This is a genomic window from Paenibacillus germinis (assembly GCF_013141785.1).
In the GTDB taxonomy this organism is placed as follows: Bacteria; Bacillota; Bacilli; order Paenibacillales; family NBRC-103111; genus Paenibacillus_E; species Paenibacillus_E phytorum.
The window spans coordinates 263,990-290,956 of the sequence record NZ_WHOC01000176.1 but is presented as its reverse complement, the minus strand read 5'-3'; the positions used below and the strand labels follow the sequence as shown (position 1 = coordinate 290,956).

General features: G+C 44.3%; 23 protein-coding genes and 1 pseudogene. 20 read left to right on the top strand and 4 right to left on the bottom strand.

Going from position 1 to position 26,967, the window contains the following annotated elements:
- Positions 1 to 121 precede the first annotated feature (121 nt).
- The 7 genes and pseudogenes from GC102_RS34960 (at position 122) to GC102_RS34930 (ending at position 6,909) form a co-directional block, all read left to right on the top strand.
- A complete protein-coding gene (locus GC102_RS34960; RefSeq protein ID WP_171693595.1) occupies positions 122 to 322 on the top strand; it encodes a hypothetical protein in 201 nt (66 codons plus the stop codon).
- Between the two features lie 772 nt (positions 323 to 1,094).
- A complete protein-coding gene (gene nirB / locus GC102_RS34955) occupies positions 1,095 to 3,524 on the top strand; it encodes a nitrite reductase large subunit NirB (RefSeq protein WP_171693594.1) in 2,430 nt (809 codons plus the stop codon).
- 19 nt (positions 3,525 to 3,543) lie between these two features.
- Entirely contained in the window at positions 3,544 to 3,867 is a 324-nt protein-coding gene (nirD, locus tag GC102_RS34950; RefSeq protein WP_171693593.1) for a nitrite reductase small subunit NirD, read from the top strand.
- 52 nt (positions 3,868 to 3,919) lie between these two features.
- Positions 3,920 to 4,687: a uroporphyrinogen-III C-methyltransferase gene (gene cobA, locus GC102_RS34945; RefSeq protein WP_171693592.1), complete on the top strand. Its 768-nt coding sequence runs from the start codon at positions 3,920 to 3,922 to the stop codon at positions 4,685 to 4,687.
- A 261-nt stretch (positions 4,688 to 4,948) separates the two neighbouring features.
- On the top strand, positions 4,949 to 5,608 hold the full coding sequence (locus tag GC102_RS34940; protein ID WP_171693591.1) for a type 1 glutamine amidotransferase domain-containing protein: 660 nt from the start codon (positions 4,949 to 4,951) through the stop codon (positions 5,606 to 5,608).
- 6 nt (positions 5,609 to 5,614) lie between these two features.
- Positions 5,615 to 5,893, top strand: a pseudogene (locus GC102_RS34935) (MFS transporter); the annotation flags it as partial.
- Positions 5,894 to 6,003: 110 nt separating this feature from the next.
- On the top strand, positions 6,004 to 6,909 hold the full coding sequence (locus GC102_RS34930; RefSeq protein ID WP_171693590.1) for a LysR family transcriptional regulator: 906 nt from the start codon (positions 6,004 to 6,006) through the stop codon (positions 6,907 to 6,909).
- Positions 6,910 to 7,031: 122 nt separating this feature from the next.
- Here GC102_RS34930 and GC102_RS34925 read toward each other — a convergent pair whose 3' ends face one another.
- The 3 genes from GC102_RS34925 to GC102_RS34915 all read right to left on the bottom strand — a co-directional run bounded on the left by GC102_RS34925 (position 7,032) and on the right by GC102_RS34915 (position 10,132).
- Positions 7,032 to 7,871, bottom strand: coding sequence for an aldo/keto reductase (locus GC102_RS34925; protein ID WP_171693589.1), 840 nt, complete (start codon positions 7,869 to 7,871; stop codon positions 7,032 to 7,034).
- Positions 7,872 to 7,946: 75 nt separating this feature from the next.
- A complete protein-coding gene (locus GC102_RS34920; RefSeq protein WP_216628264.1) occupies positions 7,947 to 8,906 on the bottom strand; it encodes a TIGR03571 family LLM class oxidoreductase in 960 nt (319 codons plus the stop codon).
- Between the two features lie 14 nt (positions 8,907 to 8,920).
- Positions 8,921 to 10,132, bottom strand: coding sequence for an MFS transporter (locus GC102_RS34915; protein WP_171693588.1), 1,212 nt, complete (start codon positions 10,130 to 10,132; stop codon positions 8,921 to 8,923).
- Positions 10,133 to 10,554: 422 nt separating this feature from the next.
- Between GC102_RS34915 and GC102_RS34910 the strand changes: the two genes are divergently transcribed.
- The 12 genes from GC102_RS34910 (at position 10,555) to GC102_RS34855 (ending at position 24,938) form a co-directional block, all read left to right on the top strand.
- Positions 10,555 to 11,568 carry a LacI family DNA-binding transcriptional regulator gene (locus tag GC102_RS34910; RefSeq protein WP_171693587.1) on the top strand — a complete coding sequence of 338 codons (1,014 nt, stop codon included), beginning with the start codon at positions 10,555 to 10,557 and terminating at the stop codon, positions 11,566 to 11,568.
- A 93-nt stretch (positions 11,569 to 11,661) separates the two neighbouring features.
- Positions 11,662 to 12,699, top strand: coding sequence for a zinc-dependent alcohol dehydrogenase (locus GC102_RS34905; RefSeq protein ID WP_171693586.1), 1,038 nt, complete (start codon positions 11,662 to 11,664; stop codon positions 12,697 to 12,699).
- Positions 12,700 to 12,727: 28 nt separating this feature from the next.
- A complete protein-coding gene (locus tag GC102_RS34900; RefSeq protein ID WP_171693585.1) occupies positions 12,728 to 13,771 on the top strand; it encodes a zinc-dependent alcohol dehydrogenase in 1,044 nt (347 codons plus the stop codon).
- Between the two features lie 40 nt (positions 13,772 to 13,811).
- Positions 13,812 to 14,864: a substrate-binding domain-containing protein gene (locus GC102_RS34895; protein WP_171693584.1), complete on the top strand. Its 1,053-nt coding sequence runs from the start codon at positions 13,812 to 13,814 to the stop codon at positions 14,862 to 14,864.
- Positions 14,865 to 14,907: 43 nt separating this feature from the next.
- Positions 14,908 to 16,401: a sugar ABC transporter ATP-binding protein gene (locus GC102_RS34890; protein WP_171693583.1), complete on the top strand. Its 1,494-nt coding sequence runs from the start codon at positions 14,908 to 14,910 to the stop codon at positions 16,399 to 16,401.
- 4 nt (positions 16,402 to 16,405) lie between these two features.
- Positions 16,406 to 17,407, top strand: a complete 1,002-nt coding sequence (locus GC102_RS34885; RefSeq protein WP_246321285.1) for an ABC transporter permease — start codon at positions 16,406 to 16,408, stop codon at positions 17,405 to 17,407.
- A 31-nt stretch (positions 17,408 to 17,438) separates the two neighbouring features.
- Complete coding sequence (locus tag GC102_RS34880) at positions 17,439 to 18,884, top strand: aldehyde dehydrogenase family protein (protein WP_171693582.1); 1,446 nt, start codon at positions 17,439 to 17,441, stop codon at positions 18,882 to 18,884.
- Between the two features lie 25 nt (positions 18,885 to 18,909).
- Entirely contained in the window at positions 18,910 to 20,070 is a 1,161-nt protein-coding gene (locus GC102_RS34875) for an iron-containing alcohol dehydrogenase (protein WP_171693581.1), read from the top strand.
- A 108-nt stretch (positions 20,071 to 20,178) separates the two neighbouring features.
- Entirely contained in the window at positions 20,179 to 21,036 is an 858-nt protein-coding gene (locus GC102_RS34870; protein ID WP_171693580.1) for a transketolase, read from the top strand.
- Positions 21,033 to 22,004 (top strand): transketolase family protein, encoded by a 972-nt coding sequence (locus GC102_RS34865; protein ID WP_171693579.1) that lies wholly within the window; start codon positions 21,033 to 21,035, stop codon positions 22,002 to 22,004. The genes GC102_RS34870 and GC102_RS34865 overlap by 4 nt, the downstream gene beginning before the upstream one ends.
- Before the next feature lie 36 nt (positions 22,005 to 22,040).
- Positions 22,041 to 23,486 (top strand): aldehyde dehydrogenase family protein, encoded by a 1,446-nt coding sequence (locus GC102_RS34860; protein WP_246321284.1) that lies wholly within the window; start codon positions 22,041 to 22,043, stop codon positions 23,484 to 23,486.
- 48 nt (positions 23,487 to 23,534) lie between these two features.
- A complete protein-coding gene (locus GC102_RS34855) occupies positions 23,535 to 24,938 on the top strand; it encodes an NAD-dependent malic enzyme (RefSeq protein ID WP_171693578.1) in 1,404 nt (467 codons plus the stop codon).
- A 477-nt stretch (positions 24,939 to 25,415) separates the two neighbouring features.
- Here the strand turns inward: GC102_RS34855 and GC102_RS34850 are convergent, their stop codons facing one another.
- Positions 25,416 to 26,066, bottom strand: a complete 651-nt coding sequence (locus GC102_RS34850; protein WP_171693577.1) for a nitroreductase family protein — start codon at positions 26,064 to 26,066, stop codon at positions 25,416 to 25,418.
- Positions 26,067 to 26,170: 104 nt separating this feature from the next.
- On the opposite strand from GC102_RS34850, the gene GC102_RS34845 reads away from it, so the two are divergent.
- Complete coding sequence (locus GC102_RS34845) at positions 26,171 to 26,545, top strand: helix-turn-helix domain-containing protein (RefSeq protein ID WP_312883470.1); 375 nt, start codon at positions 26,171 to 26,173, stop codon at positions 26,543 to 26,545.
- The last annotated feature ends 422 nt before the right edge of the window (positions 26,546 to 26,967 follow it).

The window sequence follows — 26,967 nt, the reverse complement described above, 5'->3', positions numbered from 1 at the left end:
AGTTAGCGATGTTTTTCATCGCTGTTTCTCATCTTTCGCGCGCCACGCGAGGGTTTCACCCCTCATAAGGATGTTTTTCATCCTTATGAGGTGGTTGCTCGTCCGCAGGTGCGAGTTAGCAATGTTTTTCATCGCTATGGCTCTGCTCCGTGCGGCGAACGAAATGATTGGTTTCAACATACAGAAGCGGACACGGCTTTTGGATGAAATCCCCATGGAATCAGCAAGAGCGAAATTCAAGGAACTGGGGCTGAAAGCGCTCGCCGCCAAAAGAGCATTATGCCCGGGAGAGCGATCTCCCATGATTGGGATCATGCTATGAAGTATTATGGAGGGCTCGAATGCGATAAAGATGATCCGGCATGTACATTTCACGACAATTTCAGAATTTTTATCCACAAAATAGACAGGGATATTGAAGTTGTCAAACATCAATTGGGATACATTTTGGCTGCCGTACTTGGGCTATCTCAGCTGTTTAAGACAGACTATCGGAGGTTTGCGTTTCCTGTTGGAGTCATTATTTTTATAACTTCCCTTCTCCCGTCAAGCTGGCAGTCGCATCTGGAGATTGGGAGAATCGTCGCGGAGCAATTTAGGGTAAACGAGATATTCATTGGAGTCATACCGGCCATTCTTTTTCTTGTTATGTTGATTAAAGGACAGGGGAAACAAATTAAAGGATAGAATTGAATATGGCTCAATAATGAAATAAAGAGGTTGTTCCCATTAGTCTTCAGAGACTGAGGGGACAACCTCTTTGTTTTGGGAGAAATATCGTTAAATACATGTGATTAAATGTAACATGATTATTCGGGTAATTACATGAAACGTCTGTGAAAATGGAATATAAACCGAACGATCGAATGAAAAAACAAATAATAGTTCGATTAATATACGAATTCTTGTAACTATCACTGAGGAAATTACAAATTATTGTTGATAAATACGAAGTCTTGATGTACATTAGTAATTAATATTCGTATGTAAGATAACATGACACAAATTATTCATAAGGACAGAAACGATGATTAATTTAGTAATTACATATCATTTAATGTCATGTTTATTCCGAACTAGGAGAGTGAAGCACGATGAAGAATAAAATTGTATTAGTAGGAAATGGAATGGCTGGAGTCAGCTGTATTGAGCAATTGCTAAAGATTGCACCGAACCATTACGAAATTACGATCTTCGGAAGCGAACCCCATCCAAACTATAATCGTATCCTACTCTCATCGGTTTTAGCCGGAGATGCGGATATGAAAGACATTGTCATCAACGACTGGTCCTGGTACGAAGAGAATCACATTACATTGCACACAGGCCAAACTGTTAACAAAATTGATACGGAGCGCAAGCTCGTCAGCACAGACGGCGGGATAACCGTACCCTATGATGAATTGATCATCGCGACAGGATCTCTGCCATTCATTCTCCCACTGCCCGGTGCGGACAAAGAAGGCGTCATTGCCTTCCGGGATATTAAAGATTGCGAGAAGATGATCGAAACTGCCAAGAACTACAAAAAAGCGGTCGTCATCGGAGGCGGTCTGCTCGGGCTGGAAGCAGCTCGTGGACTATTGAACCTGAATATGGAAGTGTCGGTCGTTCACATTAATGAATACTTGATGAACCTCCAGCTCGATAGAACAGCATCTTTCTTGCTGCAGCAAGAGCTGGAACGCCAAGGTATGAAATTTTTGCTTAAGAAAAATAGCGAATCGATTCTTGGTAAAAAGCGCGTAACGGGTCTTCGTTTTACTGATGGATCGGAAGTCGAAGCCGACCTCATTGTTATGGCTGTAGGAATTCGTCCTAATATTGCGCTTCCGAAAAGCAGTGGCATTGATATTAATCGAGGTATCGTCGTCAATGACTTTTTGGAAACGAATGTGCCGAACGTCTACTCCATCGGCGAGTGTGCTGAGCATCGCGGTGTAGCCTACGGCTTGGTCGCCCCGCTCTATGAGCAAGGCGCTGTGCTTGCCAAACGACTTGCCGGCGTAGAGACAGCAGGCTATCAAGGCTCCGTCGTATCAACCAAGCTGAAAGTATCGGGTGTGGATGTATTTTCAGCGGGCGAATATGCAGATAAGCCAGATACACGCGCAGTTCGTGTGCAGGATGATTTCGAAGGGATTTATAAGAAGGTCGTCATCAGAGAAGGCAAAGTCATCGGTGCGGTACTGTTCGGAGACATCAGTGACGGCTCCCGCTTGTTTGCAATGATTCGTAATGGCGAAGACGTAACAGGTAAAGAAAAGACGGTACTCTTAGGTGATGGCGGAGGCAATGCCAAATCCGGAGTAGAGATGGTTGCTGCCATGAGCGATGACGAGATCGTATGCGGCTGTAACGGTGTTTCCAAAGGCGCGATCGTGCAGGCGGTTCAGGAGAAAGGCTGCTCTAGCGTCAACGATATCAAAGCATGTACCAAAGCGTCTGCTTCCTGTGGAGGTTGTAAACCGCTAGTGGCTGATGTGCTCACTTATGTCCTTGGAGAAGACGGCGTAAAAACCGTAAAGGAAGGCATTTGCGGTTGTACGACACTTGGACGTGATGAAGTTGTAGAAGCGATTCGCGGTATGAGATTGACGACCACGAAAGAAGTCATGAACGTGCTCGAATGGTCCAACACGGAGGGGTGCTCCAAGTGCCGCCCAGCACTGAATTACTATCTCGGTATGGTATGGCCAGAAGAGCATGAGGACGAAAGAGAGTCGCGATTTGTGAATGAACGAAATCATGCGAACATCCAGAAGGATGGTACATACTCCGTCGTTCCGAGAATGTACGGCGGTGTAACAACACCGAAGGATTTGAAGAAGATCGCGGAAATCGCCGAGAAATATGAAGTGCCCCTTGTGAAAATGACAGGCGGACAGCGCATCGACCTGCTAGGCGTGAAGAAGGAAGACCTGCCCGGTATGTGGGCTGATCTGGATATGCCATCAGGCTATGCGTACGGCAAATCGCTGCGTACAGTGAAAACGTGCGTAGGTTCAACGTTCTGCCGCTTCGGAACTCAAGATGCTATCGGCATGGGTATTCAGCTTGAGAAGAGATTTGAGGGTCTGAACACACCGGCAAAAGTGAAAATGGCAGTATCGGGCTGTCCGCGGAACTGTGCAGAAGCAACAATTAAGGACTTTGGCGTTGTGGCCATTGACGGGGGTTGGGAACTGCATGTCGGAGGTAACGGGGGGACAAAACTTCGCGGAACCGATTTGCTTTGCAAAGTAAAGACCGAAGAAGAAGTGCTTGAATGGTCAGGTGCTTACTTACAATACTATCGCGAAACTGGGAAATACAACGAACGGACTTCCGAGTGGGTGGAACGTGTCGGTTTAGATACGATCAAAGAGGCGCTAGAAACCAAAGAAGATCGCACTGCACTTGTGGAACGCATTGAGAAAACGCTGGATCTAATGAAAGATCCTTGGAAAGAAATCATTGAACAACAAATGCTGCGCGAGACGTTCGTACCGATGGAAGAGCAGTCGGCGGCAGAATTAGTTTAAATAGAGGGGGATGACACATATGAAACGGGTTCACGTTGGGAATATTGCAGAAATTTCTGAAAAAAGGTCGAGGGTTGTTCGGATTGGATCCTTGGAAATCGCGATGTTTAAACTTTCGGGCGGTACTATCAAAGCGATTGAGAATCGCTGCCCGCACAAAGCTGGCAAGCTTTCTGAAGGAATCGTTTGTGATCATCACGTATTTTGTCCTCTGCATGATTGGAAAATCGACCTGCATGACGGGCTTGTTCAAGCGCCGGATGAGGGCTGTGTAACGTCCTTCAAGGTGGAGATCGACGACGCGAGCGGATATATATATTTGCACATGGACAATCACCGGTAATCCAGCCATAAGGATAAGGAATAATAACTTTTGTTATTGAGGTGACAAATCGATGGAAAATAATAGAGGCAAAGTATTTTTTGTTGGAGCTGGGCCGGGAGATCCCGAGTTAATTACTGTCAAAGGTTTAAAATGTATTCAATCTTCTGATGTGATCGTGTATGACCGCCTTGCCAATCCGGAGTTATTAAATATGGCCCGTAAAGATGCGGAGTTCATTTATTGTGGAAAGCAGCCGAACCATCACTCGATTCAGCAAGAGGAAATCAATGAAATCATTGCCCTAAAAGCTCTTGAAGGAAAGATAGTTACTCGTCTAAAAGGTGGAGATCCTTGTGTTTTCGGACGTGTCGGAGAAGAAGCGGAGAAATTAGTTGAGCACGGAGTAGCATTTGAAATCATACCTGGGATTACTGCTGGAATCGCTGCACCCGCTTATGCAGGCATACCTGTTACACATCGTAAGGTTGCTTCAACGTTTGCCATGGTAACCGGGCATTTGTGTCAAGACGACACGATATCACCTGACAAGTGGAGGGCGCTTGCTACCGGCATTGATACTATTGCATTTTATATGGGAATGGGAAATAGCACTTATTTGTGTAACCAGCTTATTCACTATGGAAGGAACCCTGAGACGCCGGTTGCAGTCGTATCTTGGGGGACAACCGAGGATCAAAGGACAATAATAAGTACGTTAAATAAATTAGAGAAAACACTACAGGAACAAAATATGCCCAACCCGGCTATCATCCTGGTTGGTGACGTCGTTCATTTAAGAGAAAGGCTATCTTGGTTCGCCGAAAATAGCAGAGATTGACCAGGCAATGGAAGGGCTGCCTAATCGTATTATCCCCTTATGGTAGACAGTGAGAAAAAAGTTCATGATTTCATGGACTAAACGCTGTTTACCGGAGGGGATTTTTTATGCTTTTTTGGTGATTATTTGGTTGTTTATTACTTGGCTAAACGTATAAATATTTTTATGGATAAATGCCAAATATCTAATTGGATTTATAGATTATCTAAAGATACAATAGGGCTTGTAACAAGAAAACAGATACAGAGGAGAGGAAACAAAATGAAAAAAAATATATTAATCGTGGTCACTTCAGCCAGTCAAATAAACAGTGAAAAGTCTACAGGACTTTGGCTTTCGGAATTTGCTGAGCCTTATATTGAGTTTTCAAAGCAAGGATTTGATATCACAGTAGCTAGTCCTTTGGGAGGTAAAACACCTATTGATAAAAATAGTTTGAGTGCTGATTTGCATCAGGAAATATTGGATACTGAACAATTTCTTGCGGATACTATCAAACTAGATGAGGTTAAGGCTGCGGATTATGATGTGATTTTTTTGCCAGGCGGTCACGGAACGATGTTTGATCTGCCGGATAACGAAAAGCTTCAATCCTTGCTCAGAGAATTTTATGAGGCCGGAAAAATCGTAGCTGCAGTATGTCATGGACCAGCAGGTTTGGTAAATGCAAAGTTATCTGACGGAAAATATCTAATCGAAGGTAAACGTATTACAGCCTTTACAGATACGGAAGAAAAAGCGGCTGGTTTGGATCAAGAAATGCCTTTCTTATTAGAGTCCAAGCTTCGTCAGGCGGGCCCGATCTTTGTTGCCGCACCAGATTGGAGCGATCATTTTGAAGTTGATGGAAATTTAATTACAGGTCAAAATCCGCAATCAACACTTAGCGTAGCCAAAGAAGTTATCGCCAAACTGAACTAGTTTTTCATTTTCATTTTGGGAATAGCGGCATTTGGTATCGTACCTGGGTTGCAACTTCACATGTTAAATACGGCCAAAGAAGCGCCTACCTTAGCATCTACGCTGAATATAGCCGCTTTTAACCTGGGAAATGCTCTGGGTGCATACCTTGGGGGAGTTGTGATTGAGCAGAAATTTGGTGGCGGACTTCAAGCAGTACCTTGGGTGGCAGCACTGGTTACTGTCGTAGGAATTCTCTCTACCCTCTGGGGAAAGCAGCAAATGAAAAGGGAGTCTCGAGTTTGAGTCGAGGCTCTCTTTGTCTTTGAAGGTAAATCGTAGGCGAAGTGAAAACAGAATGGAGGGGGGATATAATATAGATGAATGAGACAGAATCGTACGAGAGGATTTTGTAAATGGCGAATTTTGAATGGTATCGGAGTTTTATTACTATATATAAACATAATTCTGTATCGGAAGCAGCCAAAACGAGGATTATGACACAACCGGCCATGAGTCAACATCTAGCTGCATTAGAAGCTGAGGTTGGCGAACCTTTATTTACAAGGACCTCAAGGAAAATGGTTCCGACTGAACGAGGCAAAGAACTTTATTCCTATTTGGCACCTCTTATTGAGTCACTTGAGGAGGCAACGCTAAGTTTCAAAGCCGTCTCATCGCCTACACTTCCGGTTGTAAAAATCGGTACAGCGCATGAGTTTTTTAGAGAAAGAATGGCTCCATATCTCGGAAGCTTACATATTCGTGTAATTGCTTATTACGGGCTGGCAGCCTATATTTTAGACCTATTAACGGAAGATAAGGTCGACATCATCGTGACCTCACAAAAGTATTCAGCACCTGGGATAGAATATCTGCATTATGTAGAAGAAGAGTTTGTTGTAGTAGCACCTTATGATTATGAGGAACCTGATTTCAATGACTCGAAGCAGCTAGAAGCATGGTTATGTTCACAAACATGGCTTAGTTACGGTCTAGAATTGCCCATTATACGAAGATTTTGGAGAGAAAACTTTCAAAAACGTCCTCAGATGAAACCAGAACATGTTTTACCCGATTTGCATATTATTTTGTCTGCTATCGAGCATGGGGCTGGAATTAGTTTATTGCCTACGTATATGCTGGCGAACTCCATACAAACAAACAAAGTTAAAATAATTTGTGACCCTTTTAAAGTAACGAATGATTTATACTTTGCCTTTAAAATTAAAAATTCAACAATGCCAAAAATAAGAATGATGATAGAAGCTCTTAAAGGTAATATGCTTCCTACTTACTCACAAAAATCACCTGACTTCTAGTTAGCAGAATGTGAGGGCACTATTTGATCAAGAGCAGTAAAAGGTAACGAGGCTATCCCCAAATGACTTTTGGGACAGCCTCGTTTGTTAAATCTAATTTTAAAAACTTAATCAATTTAAACTTAAAAATCAAAATTATCAGGGTCTGGACCCACACGGCGATGCTGATCAAGGGCAGAAATAGCTGCCATATCCGTATCATTTAATGAGAAATCAAAGATTTCTGCATTGGACTGAATGCGTTTAGCTTGAATGGATTTCGGAATCGTTGCCCAGCCGCTTTGCAGCTGCCAACGCAGGACGATTTGGGCAACTGATTTTCCCGCGCGGTCTGCGATAGCTTGGATGACGGGTTCATGCAGAATCTCTCCCTGCATCAGAGGTGCCCAAGCGACGGCTTGAATCCCATTTTTATCTAAAAAAGATTTAAGTTCATTCTGAACGAGTCGCGGATGACGCTCTACTTGATTTATTGCTGGTTTCACAGTTGCATCTTTAAGCAGGTTTTCAAGGTGGTGGATGTGAAAATTACTAACCCCAATAGCCCCCACACGTCCTTCGTTATACAGAAACTCGAGCGCTTTCCAGCTTTCAAGATATTTATTTTCAACAGGCCAGTGTATAAGGTATAAATCAAGCTTTTCTAATCCCAGATTCTTTAAGCTTTTCTCATAAGCTGCTATTGCGCTATCATAGCCTTGGTCTGCATTCCATAATTTCGAGGTGATAAACAAGTCTTCACGTTGAAGGCCCGTGCGTTTCATGCCACGCCTGATACCTTCCCCAACGCCTTCTTCGTTCTGATAAATAGCTGCAGTATCAATGTGACGGTAACCAACGACAATGGCTTCTTCAACGGCTGCAATGACGGTATCGCCATCCTCGACCTGAAAGACGCCTAGACCTAGCCAAGGAAAAGCTTTCCCATGGTTTAATTGAATTGTATCTTGTAAGTGTTTCATTTGATTATCCTCCTAATATTGGGGTGAAAAAAACGATGTCCACCCGTTACTGTTTTTTTAATTAGACATATGATTTCAAAGACTGATTCGATGCGGTGGGAATTGCGGAAGCACGTATTCTCCAAGCTCATGTATGACCTCGCCAGCTGGTCGATCACTGTCAAAGAGAGCGAAGAAGAGATGATTAACACCAATCGTTTTGTAAACTTCAATTAATTCGATTAGTTTATTTCTTCCTATTCGAAAACCAAGCCGAATGGGTGTTGCTTGTTCATCTGGATCTTCCGCTAAATCGAGATGCATAGGCATAGAGAATGGACGAAACTCTGTATGGTTATGGCGGGCAGCAGACTCACGCCATGCCCTTATGGCTTCTAGCTGCCGCATAGGTCCTTGTGGATAGTACATCCATCCATCGCCGTTCTGTCCAAGCCAATCGAGCTCTTGCTGTGCAAAACCGGTAACCATAGTAGGAATTCTATTCTTCAGTTTTGGCACGAGTGTCGCTTGCTCGATATGACCATAACTGGAGTCAATTCTAGGATAGTATTCATAAAGCGCCTTTTCTAGATAGGTGAAGGCTTCACGGAACTGGCTGCCGCGGCTAGAATGATTTACGCCAAGCCCTTTGAAGTCAGCTCGTCTATCTCCAGATGATATTCCCATGATGAACCTTTCGGGAAAGAGGGCTTCGATGGTAGCAACTTCTTTCGCCAACCTCAGTGGATGGCGAAGGGGAAGTACCAGCGCGGATGTTCCAATCGCAATTTGTTTGGTCTGACTAAGCAGGTGCGTACCGAAAATTAGACTATCATAAATTTGACCGACAGCCGGATCCCCAAACTGGGGATCTTCCAAAATAACGTCTCGGAGCCAAAGCGTAGTAAATCCGTATCCTTCAGCAGCTTGAGCAAGCTCAACCTGATTAGCCATCGTAGGTGTATTTGATTGAAAGTTTTCTAATGGAATGTGGAGGCCAAGCGTTAACTCGCCTTCTTTGTACATCCTTTGATAAGTTTGATGATGCTCAAACATATAAATGCCTCCTATTATGATTTCCGTTCCAGCTTAGCAGAAATACCAGTGAGTAGGATGGCAACGAGAACCATTAAAGCACCAACCCATGGGGTATGAACAAGACCCATGGAGTCGATAACAACCCCACCGACGATCGAGCCGATAGCAATACCTACGTTGAACGCTGCAATATTGATAGCTGATGCAACATCGACCGCTGAAGGTACATACTTTTCAGCCAATTGGACGACATATAATTGAAGACCAGGCACATTCATGAAAGCAAGCAAGCCCATTAAGATAACACCAATCACGCCAGCCACTTTAAATGGAGCAAGGAATGTTAAAAGGATCAGAACGGCTGCTTGAATAATAAACATCCAAAATAGTGCGCGTAAAGGGTTCTTATTCGCTAATTTGCCACCAACAGAGTTACCGAATGCTACAGCAACACCATAAATGATCAAGATAATGTTAATCATGCCTGAACTTATGCCAGTCACATCGTGCAGGAGTGGAGTTAAATAAGTGAAAGCAACAAACGTCCCTCCATAACCGAATGCCGTAATAAGAAAGCCCAGGACCAAACGGCCATTGGTGAGCAAACGGAACATGTCTGAAAATTTAGCAGGCGGAGATTGCTTGAGATTTTTAGGGATGAGTGCGGCACTGGAAATGATCGCAATTACACCCAGTAAGGCAACGCCCCAGAAAGTTGCTCTCCAACCGAAAGCTTGCCCGATAAATGTCCCCAATGGAACACCGGTAACAATGGCGATGGTAAGACCAGTGAACATGAGAGCAATGGCACTGCCCTTTTTCTCTGGAGATACGAGCTGAACAGCAATGGTCGCTCCAATGGAGAAAAAGACGCCATGAGAAAATGCGGTGATGAAACGTGCAACAAGCAATATTTCAAATGACGGTGAAAGTGCAGCGACAGCGTTACCGATGATGAAAACAACCATCAGCGACATGAGCAAGGATTTCCGGCTCATCCGATTGGTGAGCGCGGTGAGAATCGGCGCTCCGACCGCGACGCCAATCGCATAACCAGAAATAAGAAGGCCAGCTAGCGTGATGCCAATGTTTAAGTCATTCGCGATGGACGCGAGCAGGCCTACTGGAACAAACTCTGTTGTTCCGATTCCAAATGCGCTAATCGCAAGGGCAAGAAGCGCCCATGTTCCTGTATTTTGCTTCACTTTATGTTGTGATGCAGATTGTGATAATGACTGGTTCATGTTTTGCCTCCTAATGAATGTATTTTGAACAGCTGTAAGCTTTACTTTCGCTTCACAAGTGCTATTATAAAACCATTAAGTTGTTTTTGGTAAGTACGTACTTTTAAGTACTATAGATACCTGAAAGTACCCTTCTAAGCGAGTTGCAAATAGGTACCACCTAAGTTACAGCTTATTTTGTCCCGCATCCAAAGTACTACTCTTATATGAGGTGTTTAGGATGTTAGACAAAGTATGGTGCCATTAATTTGGGGAATACTACTGCTTAGCGCAGCCCAAATGCACTTGAATGAGCTGCGGCAAATAAAAAGATCCTGATTGAATAAACGCTAGACAAAAGAAAAAGCGTGTGATATTGTAAATCTAATCGATTAGATGGTTATTGCCATACCTATCAATTTGAACACAGGTGATGATAAACGATGACTACAATTAAGGACATAGCTCAAAAATCAAAAGTCTCCGTTGCCACCGTATCTTATGTCCTAAATAATACGCGCTGGGTTCATGAAGAAAAGAGAAAACGAGTTTTGGAAGCGATTTCTGAATTGAACTATGTGCCAAATGCGGTAGCAAGAGGTTTGAGGGTACAGAAAAGCAAGGCGATTAGTTTTGTTGTTTCCGATATCACGAACCCGTTCTATCCGGATTTAGCCAAGGCATGCGAGGATTTGGCTCAAACAAAGGGTTTTACCATCAATATTTTGAATACGGATGATAAACCTGACCGAACACAACTTGCTCTAAACCAAGTAAGAGAAGGTAAAGTGGATGGGATTATTGTGACTTCCGCTTTGGAGCAGGACAGAGAACACTTTCAGAAATTTATGGAGCAAGGTTATGTGATTGTATTGGCAAACCGCTTTATAAAGGGACTTCAAGTGGACTCTGTTGTGGCAGATAATTTCAGTGGTGCTGTAATGGCAACGAATCATTTATACCAGCTTGGACATAGAAAGATTGCCTTCATGCCCGGTATTATCGGTTCTTCTATTACGGAGAGTAGATTGAATGGATATCTAAAAGCGATGGAAGATGCAGGGCTAACCATCTATCCTGAATGGCTAACTTCGGGAGAAGCAAGATATTCAGGAAGCTATAATACTACGAAGTTTCTATTAGGGCTGCCTGAAGAGAAGAGGCCTACGGCTATACTCAGTCTTACTGACATTGGTGCACTAGGTGTATTGGATGCGGCAACAGATCTTGGCATATCGGTCCCTGACGATTTGGCGGTTATAGGGTTTGATGATTTGTTTATATCCGGGACGCGCAGTATTCAATTGACTACGGTTAGCATTCCTAGGTATGAAATGGGGAATTTGGCTACTTCTTTGCTTTTGGAAAGACTGGAAAAGAGCGGAAAGCCAGAATTTCAAGAGATTGTTCTTCCTGTAGAATTAATCGTTCGTAAAACCTGCGGTAAACAGAAATAAAATGAAGGTGTGAAGGTTGTAACCAACTTCATGCACTTTCTTTTAACAATATCTAATCGATTAGATGACAAATTAACTTATGTGGAGGGCTATATGAAGGCTATTGTAAAAGAAAAATCAGGCTATGGGAATGTCACATTAATGGATGTTCAAGAACCTGCTTGTGATTCTGGCTCAGTAAAAATTGAAATAAAATACACGGGTATATGCGGTACAGACCTACATATTTATCACGATACTTATAAAAGCAATCCGCCTGTCATTCTAGGTCATGAGTTTTCAGGAATTATTACGGAAATAGGAAAAAACGTGCAGCGTTTTCAAATTGGCGATAAAGTGACAGCGCTTCCTTCAACGGCAGTTACTTGCGGAGCTTGCGAACATTGCCGGACAGGAAACTACATGTTTTGCACGAAACGAAAGTCATTGGGATCAGGTGTAGATGGGGCCTTTACGAAATATGTTGTTGTTCGGGAAGATATGGTTTATAAAATTCCTGATCATTTATCTCTCGAGGAAGCTGCTTTAACCGAACCATTAGCTTGTGCAGTCAAAGCAATTGAAGAATTAACGCCTATACATGTAGGTGATACCGTTTTACTTTCAGGTCCTGGTCCTATTGGTCTGATCTGCTTATCTTTACTCGTTATGAAAGGTTGTAAGGTCATCGTGGCCGGAACCAACGCAGACGCTTCAAGACTTGAAATTGCGAAGGAACTTGGAGCTGACGTTATTGTCAATGTAAGCGAAGAAAACCTGGATGAAGTCATTAATCGGGAAACTGAGTCCAAAGGTGTTGATGTAGCCGTGGAGTGCGCGGGAGCGGGACCTTCTGTATCAAGCTGCTTGCGGGCACTGAAGAAAAGAGGCGCATATATTCAGGTGGGGATTGTGGGGAAAGAAATCTCCATTGATTATGACACCATTCTGTATAAACAACTACAGTTAGTTGCTTCTTATGCGCATTCCATTGAAACATGGGATCGTGTAATGAACATATGGAAGCAAAACAAAATACGCCTGCAGCCAATCATTACGCATAAACTTCCGTTAAGTCAGTGGAAAGAGGCGTTTGAGATCTGTGAGCAGAAAATCGGAGGAAAAGTGCTTTTATCATACGATGAAAAATAAAAAATGGCATGGAAGGGAGCTAACAAGAATGAAAAGTTTGATAGTAGACAATGGCGGAACGCTATCCGTTCGTGAAATTGCTAGACCAGTATACGGTGAGTATCAGGCGCTGGTCAAAATGGTAAGCTGCGGTATTTGCCGCGGAACCGATTTGAAGCTCATTCATGGAGAATTTAAAGGCTTTGACACGTATCCCGCAGCTCTTGGGCATGAAGGGGTTGGTCGTGTAGTGGAGAAAGGAGCGCAAGCACGGCATCTGAATGTGGGCGATCTGGTAATACTGCCATTCTTGGAAGGTGAGATCGAAGGTGTTCATTCCGGTTGGGGGGCTTTTTCCGAATACGCGGTCGTAGCGGATAGTAAGTCTCTGCTTGAGGATGGCAAAGGTCCAGGCGCTCCTGAGTTCTCAGAAGCCTATTATGCCCAGCAGGTGCTGCCGGCCGATATCGATATTGTGGCTGCGCCAATGATCGTCACATTCCGTGAAGTGCTTGGTGCTTGTAAGCGCTTTAACTTCCGACCAAATGCAAGCGTAGTTGTTTTTGGCGCCGGCCCCGTCGGATTGACCTTCATGAAATTTGCTAAACTGCTCGGCATGGGACCGGTGATTGCCTTAGTGACTAGCGACGCAAGGATTGATGAGGCTCTTGAGGCTGGAGCAGATTACGCTTTCAACAGTAAAAAGTGTGATTTGGTTGCTGAGGTACGGAATGTTTGCAAGGATGGCGTGGATTTCGCTGTGGATGCCGTCGGTAAGAATGAAATTATCAATCAAAGCATGGAATTGCTGGCGCCTTACGGACATATTTGCGTCTATGGCATCTCACCCGAAACAGACATGCGATTAGATTGGAGTAAAGCGCCATATAACTGGCATTTGGATTTCAATCAATGGCCGTCGAAGCTGGATGAATCGGAAAGTCATCTGCAGGTGATGAACTGGATTGAAGCTGGTGTTCTGAAGCCGGAAACCTTCGTCTCTAATGTGTTTGGCTTCGAGCGGATTCTGGAAGCATTCGAGATGATCGGTCAGAACAGCGGCTTGAAGAAAACAATCATTACATTTGAGTGATTGGGAAAGGTTGATTATAAATTATAAGGGGTGTTCTGAAATGACTAAAAATAAAAAACTTTTTGCAACAGTTATGGTTATGTCTTTGACAGCTTTTGCGATGACGGGTTGCCAAATGGTCAGTTCTTCCTCAGATGCAAATAAAAAAACCAGTCAAACTGCTATTGCCGAACAAAAGCCTGTCCTGAAAAAAGATCGTAAATCAATTAAAATCGGATATTCGCAATTTACGCTGGGAGCCCCTTATTTTGTGGCTATTGTGGAAGCAGCCAAAAAGACAGCAGAAGAAATGGGCGTTCAGTTCGTTTCCATTGATGGGCAAGACAACATCAACAAACAACTTTCCGACGTTGACGACTTGCTTGCCAAAAATATCGATGTGCTTATCATGGATCCGAAAGACCCGATAGCTCAGGTTCCTGCTACTAAAGCAGCTACGAAAGCTGGTGTACCTGTTATTATCGTTGATAGTTCGATTGATCCATCTGCTGATTTCGTAACCACCATCCAATCCAACAATCTGGCTAATGGAGAACTGGTAGGTGAATGGCTGGCCAAACAAATGAAGAACAAGAAGATCAAAATGGCGCTTCTTAGCGGAGCTCAGGGCAATCCTGTCGGTAAAGAACGTCGTCAAGGTGTCATCCGCGGATTGACAGAAACACAAATCAATATGTCAGGTGGTTCCAGCTTCGAAATTGTAGCCCAAGGTTGGGGAAATTGGGGTAATGAGGGCGGATTGAAAGCGATGGAAGATATTCTCACTGCACATCCGGATGTCAATGTCTTGGTAACGGAAAACGATAGCATGGCGTTAGGCGCAATGAAAGCGATCCAAGCGGCAGGTAAGAAAAATGATATCCTTATCGTTGCGGCAGCGGATGGACAGAAAGAAGCATTGGAATTGATTAAATCCGGTGATTACGGCGTTACCGGAATGAATAATCCAGCATTGATCGGAAAAACAGCCGTAGAGACAGCTGTCAAGATGCTAGAGGAAGGCGGTCAATTTCCCAAGACTACCTATACCCCTCCAGTGGCAATTACCAAAGAAAACGTGGCCAAATATTATGACCCGAATGCAAAATTTTAATTTAGTGGGATGAATATGTAATTATGGCGGGTGGTTAACGAAAATGGCAGCGGATTTTGTGGTTGAAATGCTGAACATTAATAAATCGTTCGGTGGCTTACAGGCGCTAAAAGACGTATCCTTCTCTTTGAAACGCGGAGAAATTCATGCTCTAGTTGGGGAAAATGGGGCGGGAAAATCAACGTTAATGAAAATAATGTCAGGTGCCTATCAAAATGACAGCGGTATTATTAAAATTGACGGCGAACCGGTTTCGATCAATAATCCACAGATAGGGCGAAAACTTGGAATTGGTATTATTTATCAGGAATTTGCTCTCGCCCCCGATCTTACGGTAGCGGAAAACATTTATTTGGCTCAGTTAAAAGAGCAAGGGCGTTTAGTCAATTGGAAAAAGTTGTTTAAACAAGCCGATGAATTAATTGAAAGTCTCGGATTCAAGATTGATTCGCGAACAGTTGTAGGAAGTCTCAATGTTGCGTATCAGCAAGTTGTAGAAATCGCCAAGGCTTTATCAAGGCAAACGAAAGTACTTATTTTAGATGAACCTACAGCGGTGCTTTCCCCAAACGAAGCGGAAAATCTGTTTAAAGTTTTACTCAAATTAAAAGAGCAAGGAGTAAGCATCGTATATATTTCCCACCGACTGGAAGAAATATTCCGATTGTCGGATCAAATTACAGTGTTTAAGGATGGATCCAAGGTAGGTTCAGTACTGCCAGTTGAAACAACAAAGGAAACGTTAATTCAAATGATGATCGGCAGAAATTTGGAAGCGTTTTTTCCTAGTCGGAAAGTCAATCCGAAGAATGAAGTCATTTTACAGGTTGACGATGTAAGCTCAGGAAACAAGGTGATAAATGCATCGTTCACCTTACGGGCAGGTGAGGTTCTGGGCATCGCTGGACTTATGGGTAGCGGAAGAACGGAATTAGTCCGAACGATTTTTGGTATTGATAAGAAAGACAAAGGTAGTATTAAACTTCGCGGAAAGCCCGTGCATATTAAATCACCCCAAAATGCGGTAAAGCACGGCATCGTACTTGTTCCGGAAAGCAGAAAAGAACATGGTATTCTGCTCACCATGTCCGTACTCAATAACATCAATCTTCCTAATATGAAAAGAGTGACCGGCCTTTTCGGGACAATCCGTAAGAAGGAAGAAGCTCAAATTGCCCAAGACCTTGTGGCAAAACTGCGGATTAAGACGAACACGATCCATACCGAAGTCGGCCATTTAAGCGGCGGCAATCAGCAGAAAGTAGCACTTGCCAAATGGTATACGACAGACTGCAGTGTTGTTATTTTCGATGAACCGACCCGGGGAGTAGATGTCGGCGCCAAGGTGGAAATTTACAACTTGATTAACGAATTGGTGGCCAATGGTACAGGTGTTATTATGATCTCCTCGGATATGATGGAAGTAATCGGCATGTGTGACCGGGTACTTGTCATTAAAGATGGAGCCATCCAAATCAGCCTAGACAAACAGGACATCTCGGAAGAGAACATCATGCGTTATGCGATTGGAGGATAGTTGTATGAGTGGATTGAGTACGGGAGCGGACATGAAGAAAAACTCGCTTTCATCGTCAGACCTTGGGCATAAGGCACTTGGCATTTTTCAGAAATATAATACCATCATTGTTTTAATTGTATTACTTATTATTTCAAGTTTGATTTCGGACGTATTTTTAACCGAACGCAATATTTTTAACCTGTTGCGGCAGCTTTCAGGTATCGGCATTATTAGTATGGGTGTGCTGCTCGTTATTTTGATTGGCGGCATCGACCTTTCAGTCGGATCCATTTTGGCGTTAGGCAGCGTCCTCAGTGCCTATTTTTTAACGAATCAATCCTGGTCATGGCCAGTCTCTGTATTGGTTACGATACTAGCAGGCGCTTTGATAGGCAGCCTATCGGGATATTTGGTGTCGAAGAGAAGAATCGCTTCCTTTATTGCCACATTGGCGATAATGACAATCGCTCGCGGTTTGTCGTACATCATTTCCAAAGGTGCTCCTATCAGGAGTGACAATCAGATCATGACCGAATACATTGGCAATGGTTTTATTTTCAGTATTCCAATTCCGGTTATTCTTATGTTCTTGGTCTTCGCTATCACTCTATTTATATTGAGGTTCACTGTATGGGGACGGATGATAACGGCTATCGGAAGCAATGAAGCAGCAGTCACTTACTCTGGGGTTAATGTAGTGCCTTATAAGCTGTTAGTATTCATGATTTCCGGCGGGTTTGCTGCGCTTGCGGGTATTATCAGCACGGCAAGAACGGGAGTAGGCTCCCCGTTGGTCGGCATTGGCATCGAGCTAGACGCTATTGCAGCTGTCGTTGTCGGTGGAGCTAGTTTGAATGGTGGAAAAGGTACAGCGCTAAATACGCTTATCGGTGTTTTAATTATTGGCATGATTGGCAACATCATGAATTTATTGGATGTACCCGCTTATCCCCAGCAGGTTATCAAAGGTTTCATTATTATATTTGCCGTACTTTTCCAAGGAGCAAAACAAAAAATCAACTAATAATCGAATGAATGATAAGGAGAGTTGAACGATGGACATGTATACGAATGGAAAATGGAGAGCTAGCAGAGATGGTAAAGCGGTTGAGGTTTTCAATCCGACAACGAAACAGGTTATTGATACCGTGCCTTTTGCAACGAGTGAAGATGTTCAAGATGCGCTACAGGCGGCCCAGTCGGCTAAAAAAGGATGGGCACGCACACCGCTCTGGAAAAGGGGAGAGACAATGCTCCGTTTTTCGGAACTCGTTCTTCAAAATAAGGAGCGCCTGGCTTCCTTGTTAAGCCAAGAGGTAGGCAAGCCTATCCTGCAATCAGAAAGTGAGATTGAATCGGTTGCTAGGTTATTCAACTCTTTCGTTGGGCAAGCCAAAACGATGTACGGCCTGAACATACCTCTTGACCAGCAAGCAGGCGTCGAAAATGATATATATCTTACACGCAAAGAGCCGCTTGGCGTCATTGTCGGCGTTGTCCCCTTCAATTTTCCAGCAGAACTGTTTTCTCAAAAAGTAGCTCCCGCCATAGTAACAGGCAATGTGGTCATTATCAAACCTGCGAATGTTGCGCCTCTAACCATTCTGGAGATGACCAAACTGCTTTATGAAGCTGGCTTACCCGAAAATGTGCTGCAAATCATCACGGGAGCGGGCAAAGTGGTTGGCGAAATGTTGACACAAAGCCCTTTGGTCAATGCAATTAGCTTAACGGGGAGTACAGAAACAGGGATAAGAACCGCAATGAACGCTGCCAAAAACTTAAGTCGCTTGAAGCTTGAACTTGGCGGGAACGATCCACTGATTGTATTCGAGGATGCCGATCTGGAATTGGCTGTCGAGCAGACGGTTTTTGGCCGAACATTAATGAATGGCCAGACCTGCTGTGCAAATAAACGCATGATTGTTCATCGTTCGAAGGTAAACGACTTTACGGATCTTTTAACGGAGCGCTTAAATCAAATCCAGGTCGGCGATCCATTAAATCGTGGTGTGGGCATGGGGCCTTTAATTGATGAAGAAGCGCTGCGTACCGTCCATAGCCAGGTTCAAACAACGATTAGCCAAGGCGCTAAAGTAGCTCTAGGCGCAGAGATTGTGGACAATACATGGTATTTGCCGACCGTATTAACTCACGTTATGCCTTCTTTTGAAGTGGCGCGTGATTTGGAAATTTTCGGCCCCGTGTTTCCGATCATTTCTTTTAACACCGATGAGGAGGCTGTAGAGATTGCAAACAGTTCCATTTACGGTCTGAATGCTTCCGTGTTTACAAGAGATATTAACCGCGCGATGAATGTGTCTTATCAAATAGAATCAGGTATTGTTGCAGTAAACAGTACAGGTACTTATCGACCAGATGTGGCTTTCTTCGGGGGATATAAAATGAGTGGTCTCGGCAGAGAAGGACTCATTGGAGCGCTGGAGGAAGTAACGCAAACCAAGAGCGTGGCCATTAGAAATTGTCTGAAATTATATTAATCGTTACGGAAATGGAGGAATCTCATTGTTTACATGTTTCTTACCAAAAGTGGAGTTCGGTGCAGGTAAAGTTAATCATATCGCGGATTATGTGAAGGGAATGGGGACGAAGGCGGTAATCGCTATTGATCCTTATATGCATTCAATTGGCTTAGGGGATCGAATTGCCTCTCAATTGAAAAAGGTGTTTATTGAGAGTGTCATATTTTCAGATATTGAACCGAATCCCAGCTGTTTTAAAGTGGACGAAATGGCTAAGAGAGCCAAGGCTGAACAATGTGATTTTGTAATCGCGATAGGTGGAGGAAGCGCAATTGATTTTGGAAAAGGATTGGCTGTAATGGTTAATGGCCGAGGCTCTTCCTGGGATTACACAGAACGCAATGACCATGAGGTGTTACGGCCTGGAAGTGATACCCTCCCCCTTATTGCGATACCAACTACTTCGGGAACAGGTTCGGAATCTACGCCTTTCTCTGTATTAAATAACCCTGCTTTGAAAGAGAAAAGTACGATTGTCAATGAGCGGATATTTCCGAGGATTGCGATCGTGGATCCGGAATTGATGATCTCTATGCCCTCCAAAATTACAGCATCGACAGGATTTGATGCCTTTGCCCATGCGCTTGAATCTTTCATCAGCTTAAAGGCGAATCCATTTACGACAATGGTAAGCAAGGAAGCCATGAGCATTGTTGTTAGAAATCTTCCTGAGGCTGTGGCAAATGGAGGCAATGTTAAAGCTAGAGAAAATCTGGCTTGGGCAAGCACGCTAGCGGGTGCCGCCATTGCTCATATTGGCGTGACTTTGCCGCATTCTTTAGCTCAGCCTGTTGGTGGCATGTTTGGGGTACCGCACGGTGACAGTATAGCTGCATGTATGGTAAATGTGCTGGAAGTTAGTTGGCAGTCCGATTTGGAGAAATTTGCTGCTATTTCTACGATCATTGATCCTTCGATAAGTTCGTTAACGCTGCGACAAAGAGCCGAGAAGTGTCCTGAGCTAGTGAGTAGATTGCTGTCAGATATTAATCTGCATGTTAAATTCTCAACTTTCGGTATGACGGAGAATGATATTGATAAAGCAACTTCGATCGCTCTGACCGGCTATTATTTCGATATCGAATGTCATCCCAAGAAAGTCACTAGAGAAGAAATACGTCAAATATATAAAGCTTGTTTATAAAGATCTAAAGACAGGGGAATGTAAGAGTTTTAAACGATTATCCCCTTTTTTTTTACCACATATCTAATCGATTAGATGACGTGGAACCCTTTAAAGGAGTGAATAAAAATGGAACATCTGACAAACGAAAATGTGAAGAAATTAAAAGAGATTGCTGCGGAAATCCGCCGAAATGTGGTCAAGACTGTCCATCACGCAGGAGCGGGGCACTTGGGCGGCCCCATGTCGGCAATTGACATATTGACGGCGTTATACTTCGAAGTGATGGATATCAATCACGAAAATCCGGCTTGGGAGGAAAGGGACCGATTTGTTTTATCCAAAGGGCATTCGGCGATTGCCTTATACAGCACACTAGCTGAAAGAGGCTATTTGCCAAAAGAGGAGCTTCATACGTTTGATGAAATCGATTCACGCTTGCAGGCGCATCCGGACATGAATTTGCTGCCGGGTCTGGATATGTCAACAGGTTCACTGGGACAGGGCATTTCAGCAGCCGTAGGCATGGCGCTCGGAGCAAAGCTCAAACAGCTGTCATTTCGCACATATTGCATGATTGGCGACGGAGAATCCCAAGAGGGCCAGGTTTGGGAAGCCGCTGACATTGCCGTAAAATATAACCTCGACAATTTAACGGTCATTCTGGATTACAACCATTTACAGCAATATGGATGGAAGGGCACAGAAGGAAGAACGAGGGAAATCCCCGTCTTCAGTCCAAGCTCCCGCTGGGGGGCATTTGGCTTCCACGTCATTTCTATCGATGGACACGATTTCAAGCAGATCGTCAAAGCACTTCGTGACGCAGAGGGAATTAGCGGCAAACCAACGATTATCGTGGCTCATACGGTCAAAGGCAAAGGCGTCAACTATATGGAAAACAATTATTTGTGGCATTCCAAGATTCCTACTGAGCAGGAGCTGGCTCTTGCTTTAACTGAACTTCAAGGAGGTAACGTACAATGAGTCAAATGACAACTTCCCCTCAATTCGTTTCCATGCGTGACGTATTTGGCGACAAATTGCTCGAGCTATCGAAGAGGGATCCGCGTGTATTCGCCTTAGATGGTGACTTAGCTAACTCAACAAAGTTGGATAAAGTAGCAGAAAATAATGAGAGTAAATTTCTGCAAATGGGCATTGCCGAGCAAAATATGCTGGGTGTCGCTGCTGGCCTTGCGTCAGTAGGACTGCAGCCGTGGGTTTGCTCGTTTGCAGCTTTTATCGTCAAACGCGCCTTTGATCAAATTGTGGTAAGCATTGCGCAGCCGAAGATGAATGTAAAGATGATCGGGGCATACAGTGGTCTTCTGAATGGGTGTACGGGAAAAACCCACCAGTCGCTTGAAGACTTGGCCATTATGCGTACACAACCAGGGATGATCGTTTTGGCGCCGGCCGATTCCGTCGAACTGCAGCAAATGATGGAGTATGCCAATCAATATGACGGTCCCGTTTATATTCGTGTGGCACGCGATTCGTATCCCGTGCTGTTTGACGAGCAAAGCTACCGATTCCAAGTTGGGAAGGGTGTTACCCTTGCTTCCGGAACGGACGTTACGATTATTTCGACCGGAACGCAAACAAGTCGCTGCCTGGAGGCAGTTGAACAGTTGAAGCAGGAAGGCATATCCGCTGAACTGCTTCACCTTCCATCCGTTAAACCGTTAGATGCTGAAGCGATTATCGCATCCGCAAGGAAAACAGGAGTTGTCGTGACTGCTGAAGAGCACAGTATTTATGGCGGATTAAGTAGCGCGGTGGCAGAGGTGCTGGTGGAAAACTTCCCTGTTCCCATGGAGAGGATTGGCGTACAAGATAAAAATTCAGAATCGGGATCTAACAACGCATTGCTGAATAAATTCGGTTTAACGGCTGAACATGTGGCGGAGAAGGCTAGAAAAGTGATGGCAAGAAAGAAGATGGCCCAATAGGTTTGAAGATTGATAAAAAGGAATGGAGTGGAAACCATGTCTGCTAAAGTCATGCATGTAGGTTCAATTATTGATGGTCAGGAGCTTAAAGGTGGCAACCGTACGACGCAGGAAGTTCGAAATCCCTATAACGGCGAAGTTGTAGGCAAAATCGATTACGTGACGGATGGCGATCTGGACCGCGCGATCGCAACCGCCGAACGCGTATTTCATGAGACTATGCGCCATATCCCTGCCTACCAGCGCTCTGCCATTTTGCGCAAGGCTGCCGATTTATTGGAGGCACGAACGGAAGAATTCGCCAGGACGCTAGTGGTTGAAGCGGGTAAACCGATTCGCGATGCGCGGGGTGAGGTCAGCCGCGCCGTGCAGGTCATTCGATTTGCCTCGGATGAGGCAAAAACGCTAGGCGGCGAGCTTGTACCGATGGATGCCGCCGTCGGCGGGGAAAACCGGATCGGGATGGTACGACACTATCCAGTAGGGGTAGTGGCTGCCATTACGCCGTTCAATTTCCCGTTGAATTTGGTACTGCATAAGCTGGCGCCGGCCTTTGCCGCCGGCAATACCGTCGTACTAAAGCCTGCTGATAAGACGCCACTCTCATCGATTGCCTTGGCTCGATTGTTCGAGGAAGCAGGTCTTCCCAAAGGGGCGTTGAATGTCGTGCTCGGTAGAGGCTCGAAAATCGGGGAACCGCTCGTTACCGATCCTCGCGTTGCCAAGGTATCTTTTACAGGCAGTGTTCCGATCGGTCTTCAGATTCGAAAATGGGCTGGATTAAAAAAAATGACACTCGAGCTCGGATCGAACTCCCCAAACCTTATATTCGACGATGCTGATCTGGATACGGCTATTGCAGGCTTGGTACGAGGGGCGTTCGCTTTCTCCGGGCAGGCATGCATCTCGGTGCAGAGGATCTACGTTCAATCCTCAGTCTACAACGATTTCCTAATCAAATACGTGAAACAAGTCAAACAATTGCATATCGGAGACCCCATGTTAGAGACGACTGATATCGGTCCGATGATCAGCGAGGACGAAGCGAAGCGCGCTGAGACCTGGGTGAAGGAAGCTGAACTCGAGGGAGCGGCAGTTATGACGGGCGGGAGACGAAACGGTACAGTCATGGAGCCTACGGTGTTGGCTAACGTCAAATCGAACATGAAAGTCGTCTGTCAGGAGGTCTTCGCGCCCATCGTGTCCGTTATTCCGTTCGATACGGAGGAGGAGGCAGTTCGGATGGCGAACGATTCGGATTTCGGACTTCAGGCCGGCGTATTTACGAATAATATTAACCGCGCCCTGCGCTTGGCTGACCAGTTAGTTACCGGCGGCGTCTGGATTAACGAGATTTCCACTTATCGACAGGATAATCATCCTTACGGCGGCGTTAAATTAAGCGGTATCGGCAAGGAAGGCGTAAAATATGCGATTCAAGATATGATGGAAAGCAAATTTATAGGTATTAAAATACTATAATTACGCTTCATGAGTGAATTGGTTGAATACAAGGGGGGAGAAACCTCGGTGGCGTACAACAGTATAATCCTTCGGTTGGAGCTGAACCATGAGCTGAATCATTTCGGCGAGGTCGCGACCGCGATCAGTAAGGCGGGGGGCGATATGACGTCGATCGATGTCATCCGGACGACACAGGAAAGCTCCATTCGCGACATTACGGTTCAGGTATCGGATCAGGAGGAATCACGAGTCTCTGAATTTCTGAAGGAACTCGACGGCGTTAAAATTATTAATATTTCCGACCGAACATTCCTTGCCCACTTGGGAGGGAAAATATCGATTCATCCGAACATGCCGATCAAGAACAGGGACGATTTATCAAGGGTGTATACACCTGGCGTGGCAAGGGTGTGCAATGCCATTCATGAAGATCCCCGTAAAGCTTATTCACTCACCATCAAACGAAATACGGTAGCCGTTGTTACGGATGGAACAGCCGTATTAGGCTTAGGCGATATTGGTCCACATGCGGCCTCGCCGGTTATGGAAGGAAAGGCCATGCTGTTCAAGCAGCTGGCGGATGTTGATGCGTTCCCCATATGTCTGGATACCAAGGATACAGAAGAAATCATCCGAACAATCGTCCATATTAGTCCGATCTTTGGCGGTATTAATTTGGAGGATATCAGCTCTCCACGCTGCTTTGAAATCGAAGCCCGATTGTCCGAGCAGTTGGCTATTCCTGTCTTTCATGATGACCAACATGGTACGGCCATTGTTGTCCTAGCAGGATTGTTGAACGCGCTAAAGCTGGTTGGGAAACGAATCAACCAGATTCGGGTCGTGGTCAATGGTATAGGTGCCGCGGGTGTCGCTATCTGTAAAATGCTGCTATCCGCAGGTGTCACGCATCTGATTCCTGTTGATCAAGAGGGGGCCATTGTTCGTGGCGAACATTATTCGCAGCCGATGTGGCAATGGCTAGCTGAACAACCACAGGTGGAGAATCAACCTGGCCGCTTAAAGGAAGTGATTCGAGGTGCGGATGTATTCATCGGGGTGTCGAGAGGGGGACTGCTTCAAGCAGAAGATATGAAGGAAATGGCTGCTGATAACATTGTATTTGCGATGGCTAATCCCGAACCTGAAATCGATCCGAAGGAAGCTGGTCCCTATGTCCGCATATTGGCGACTGGCCGCAGTGATTATCCGAATCAAATCAATAACGTGCTAGTCTTCCCAGGCATTTTCCGCGGTGCTTTGGACTGTAGGGCTCAGCAAATCAATGAACCTATGAAACTGGCAGCAGCTCGTGCGATTGCTTCCGTCGTTTCTGACAAGGAATTGAACGAACTCTATATTATTCCAAGCATTTTTAATGAGCAGATTGTAACCAAGGTTAGACATGCGGTTATAGAAGCAGCTATTCTGACAGGAATGGCAAGACGCATACCTCCTGATTTTCGCTAGCTATCGGCAAGACAGACTTTGTAAAGAGGCAGATCTACGTACATCGCAGATCTGTCTGTTGTCTAAAGAAAATTAAGTATTAGACTGAAAAATAAAGTTGTAGACTTAAAAAATAAAGTGCTAGACTGCCAGTACTTCGTTAAGCTCCCTAAAACCAGCTAATATCTTGTCAATATTTTTCTCTTAAATTTAATTGGCGAAGGCAATACACTAAAATTAGGTGCTAAAGAACCTTCTTAGCAAGTATTGGAACATGGTTTCTACAAGTAGGGGGCGATCAGTTTTAGCGACGGGTTGCGGACCCAGGGGAACGACCGATCTGCTCTGATACTGACAAATACACCATAAACAAAAATGGTCAACCAGTAAAAACTGGCTGACCTCATAATACGACGGGGAACGATAGTTGAATAAACTCAGGATGAAGCTGCTGGCACCGATCGGCAGCTTCATTGCGGCTTTTTTAGCATTGGATGATTATGCCCAAGTAGTAATCGTTTCAACGGGCATGCGGTAGGAAGGATAGCCTTCTTTGGCTGCTTTTCCGATCGAGATCAACATAACCGGTTGGAACCGGTCTTTATTAAGACCAAAAGCTTCAGCAATCCGTTCTTTATCATATCCGGCCATCGGGTTAGTGTCATATCCATGGGCGCGTGCAACAAGCATGAGTTGCATGGATACGAGACCCGAGTCAATCAGGTTCATGTCTCGTAGCTCGGATGCGGACATGTTCGCATAATAGGGTTTCGCTTGTTGCAACTGCATATCCATGATGTCCTGTGACATGTACCCTTGTTCCACTGCTTTGCCAAAAATCTCGTCAATATATTCAATGTTGTTAGCATCGTAAAATACCGCAATGACAGCCGAGGAAGTCAAAGTTTGCGTCTGGTTGAAGGAAGCCAGCGGCGCAAGTTTTTCTTTGCCTTCAGCGCTGTCTATGACAAGGAAACGCCATGGCTGCATGTTAATGGCAGAAGGGGCACGGGAAGCTTTCGCTAATATTTCGGTCATTTCTTCCCGGCTAATTTTCACTTCTGGATCGTAGACTTTAACCGAACGGCGCTCCAGGACGATTTCATTGAAATTGTTGGTTTTGTGGAATTCTCCGACGATAGTGCTCATGTAATGTTCTCTCCTTCATCTATATTAGTTGTGAGTGTTCGTTTGACCTCACTATGAATATTGTAAACTATGAAGTATACTTTATAGCAATAGCAAGCATTGAGGTGATTAATATAAAGATAAGTGAAGTCGCAAAAAGGGTTGACCTTCCTATATCAACTATCCGTTACTATGAGAAAATAGGCATTATTACTGACGATTTCATACGGAGGGAACTGAATAATTACCGGGATTATACTTTAGAAGTTACTCATCATTTAGAAGTTGTAAAAAATTGTTTAGCTGTCGGTTTTTCAATTAATGACATTAAAGCTATGATCTTGAAAAATGGAATGTCAAAAGATGAACAAACACGCATCATTAAAGAAAAAATATCAGAAATAGAAGACGCTCAAAAAAAATTAGATACTTCCAAAAAAAACTTATACGATATTCTTGAATTGAATATTACATGCGAGGATGGGTTCGGAAAATATTAAGCACAACAACCCTGATTGTATCGTGGTTTTGGGAGTAGGGTTAAATGACTTGCTAGAGCCACTAAACTCCGAGTCATTGCGTAATATGAAATTTAATTGAAAAAAATTTGGAATTTACTGAATCGAATTCAATTGCAAAGCTTAGAAGGGAATCATGTATTGATTGAAATTAGAAAAATAATAATAATTAACATTGAAAATAAAGATTCTTAACAGGTGAAGCCATTCTAACGGGGAACATAGTTCAATAAAATAGCGACAGTCTAGGACTTTATTTTCTCATCCTAGGCTGTCGCTGTTTCAAATTCTAGGCTCAATCTAAAACTTATTTTATGGAGTCTGACGGTAGTACAATTCGAAAAGCCGCGTGGAATGAGATCATCCAGTCTAATATTTTATTTGCTGCTGACACCTTTACTTTT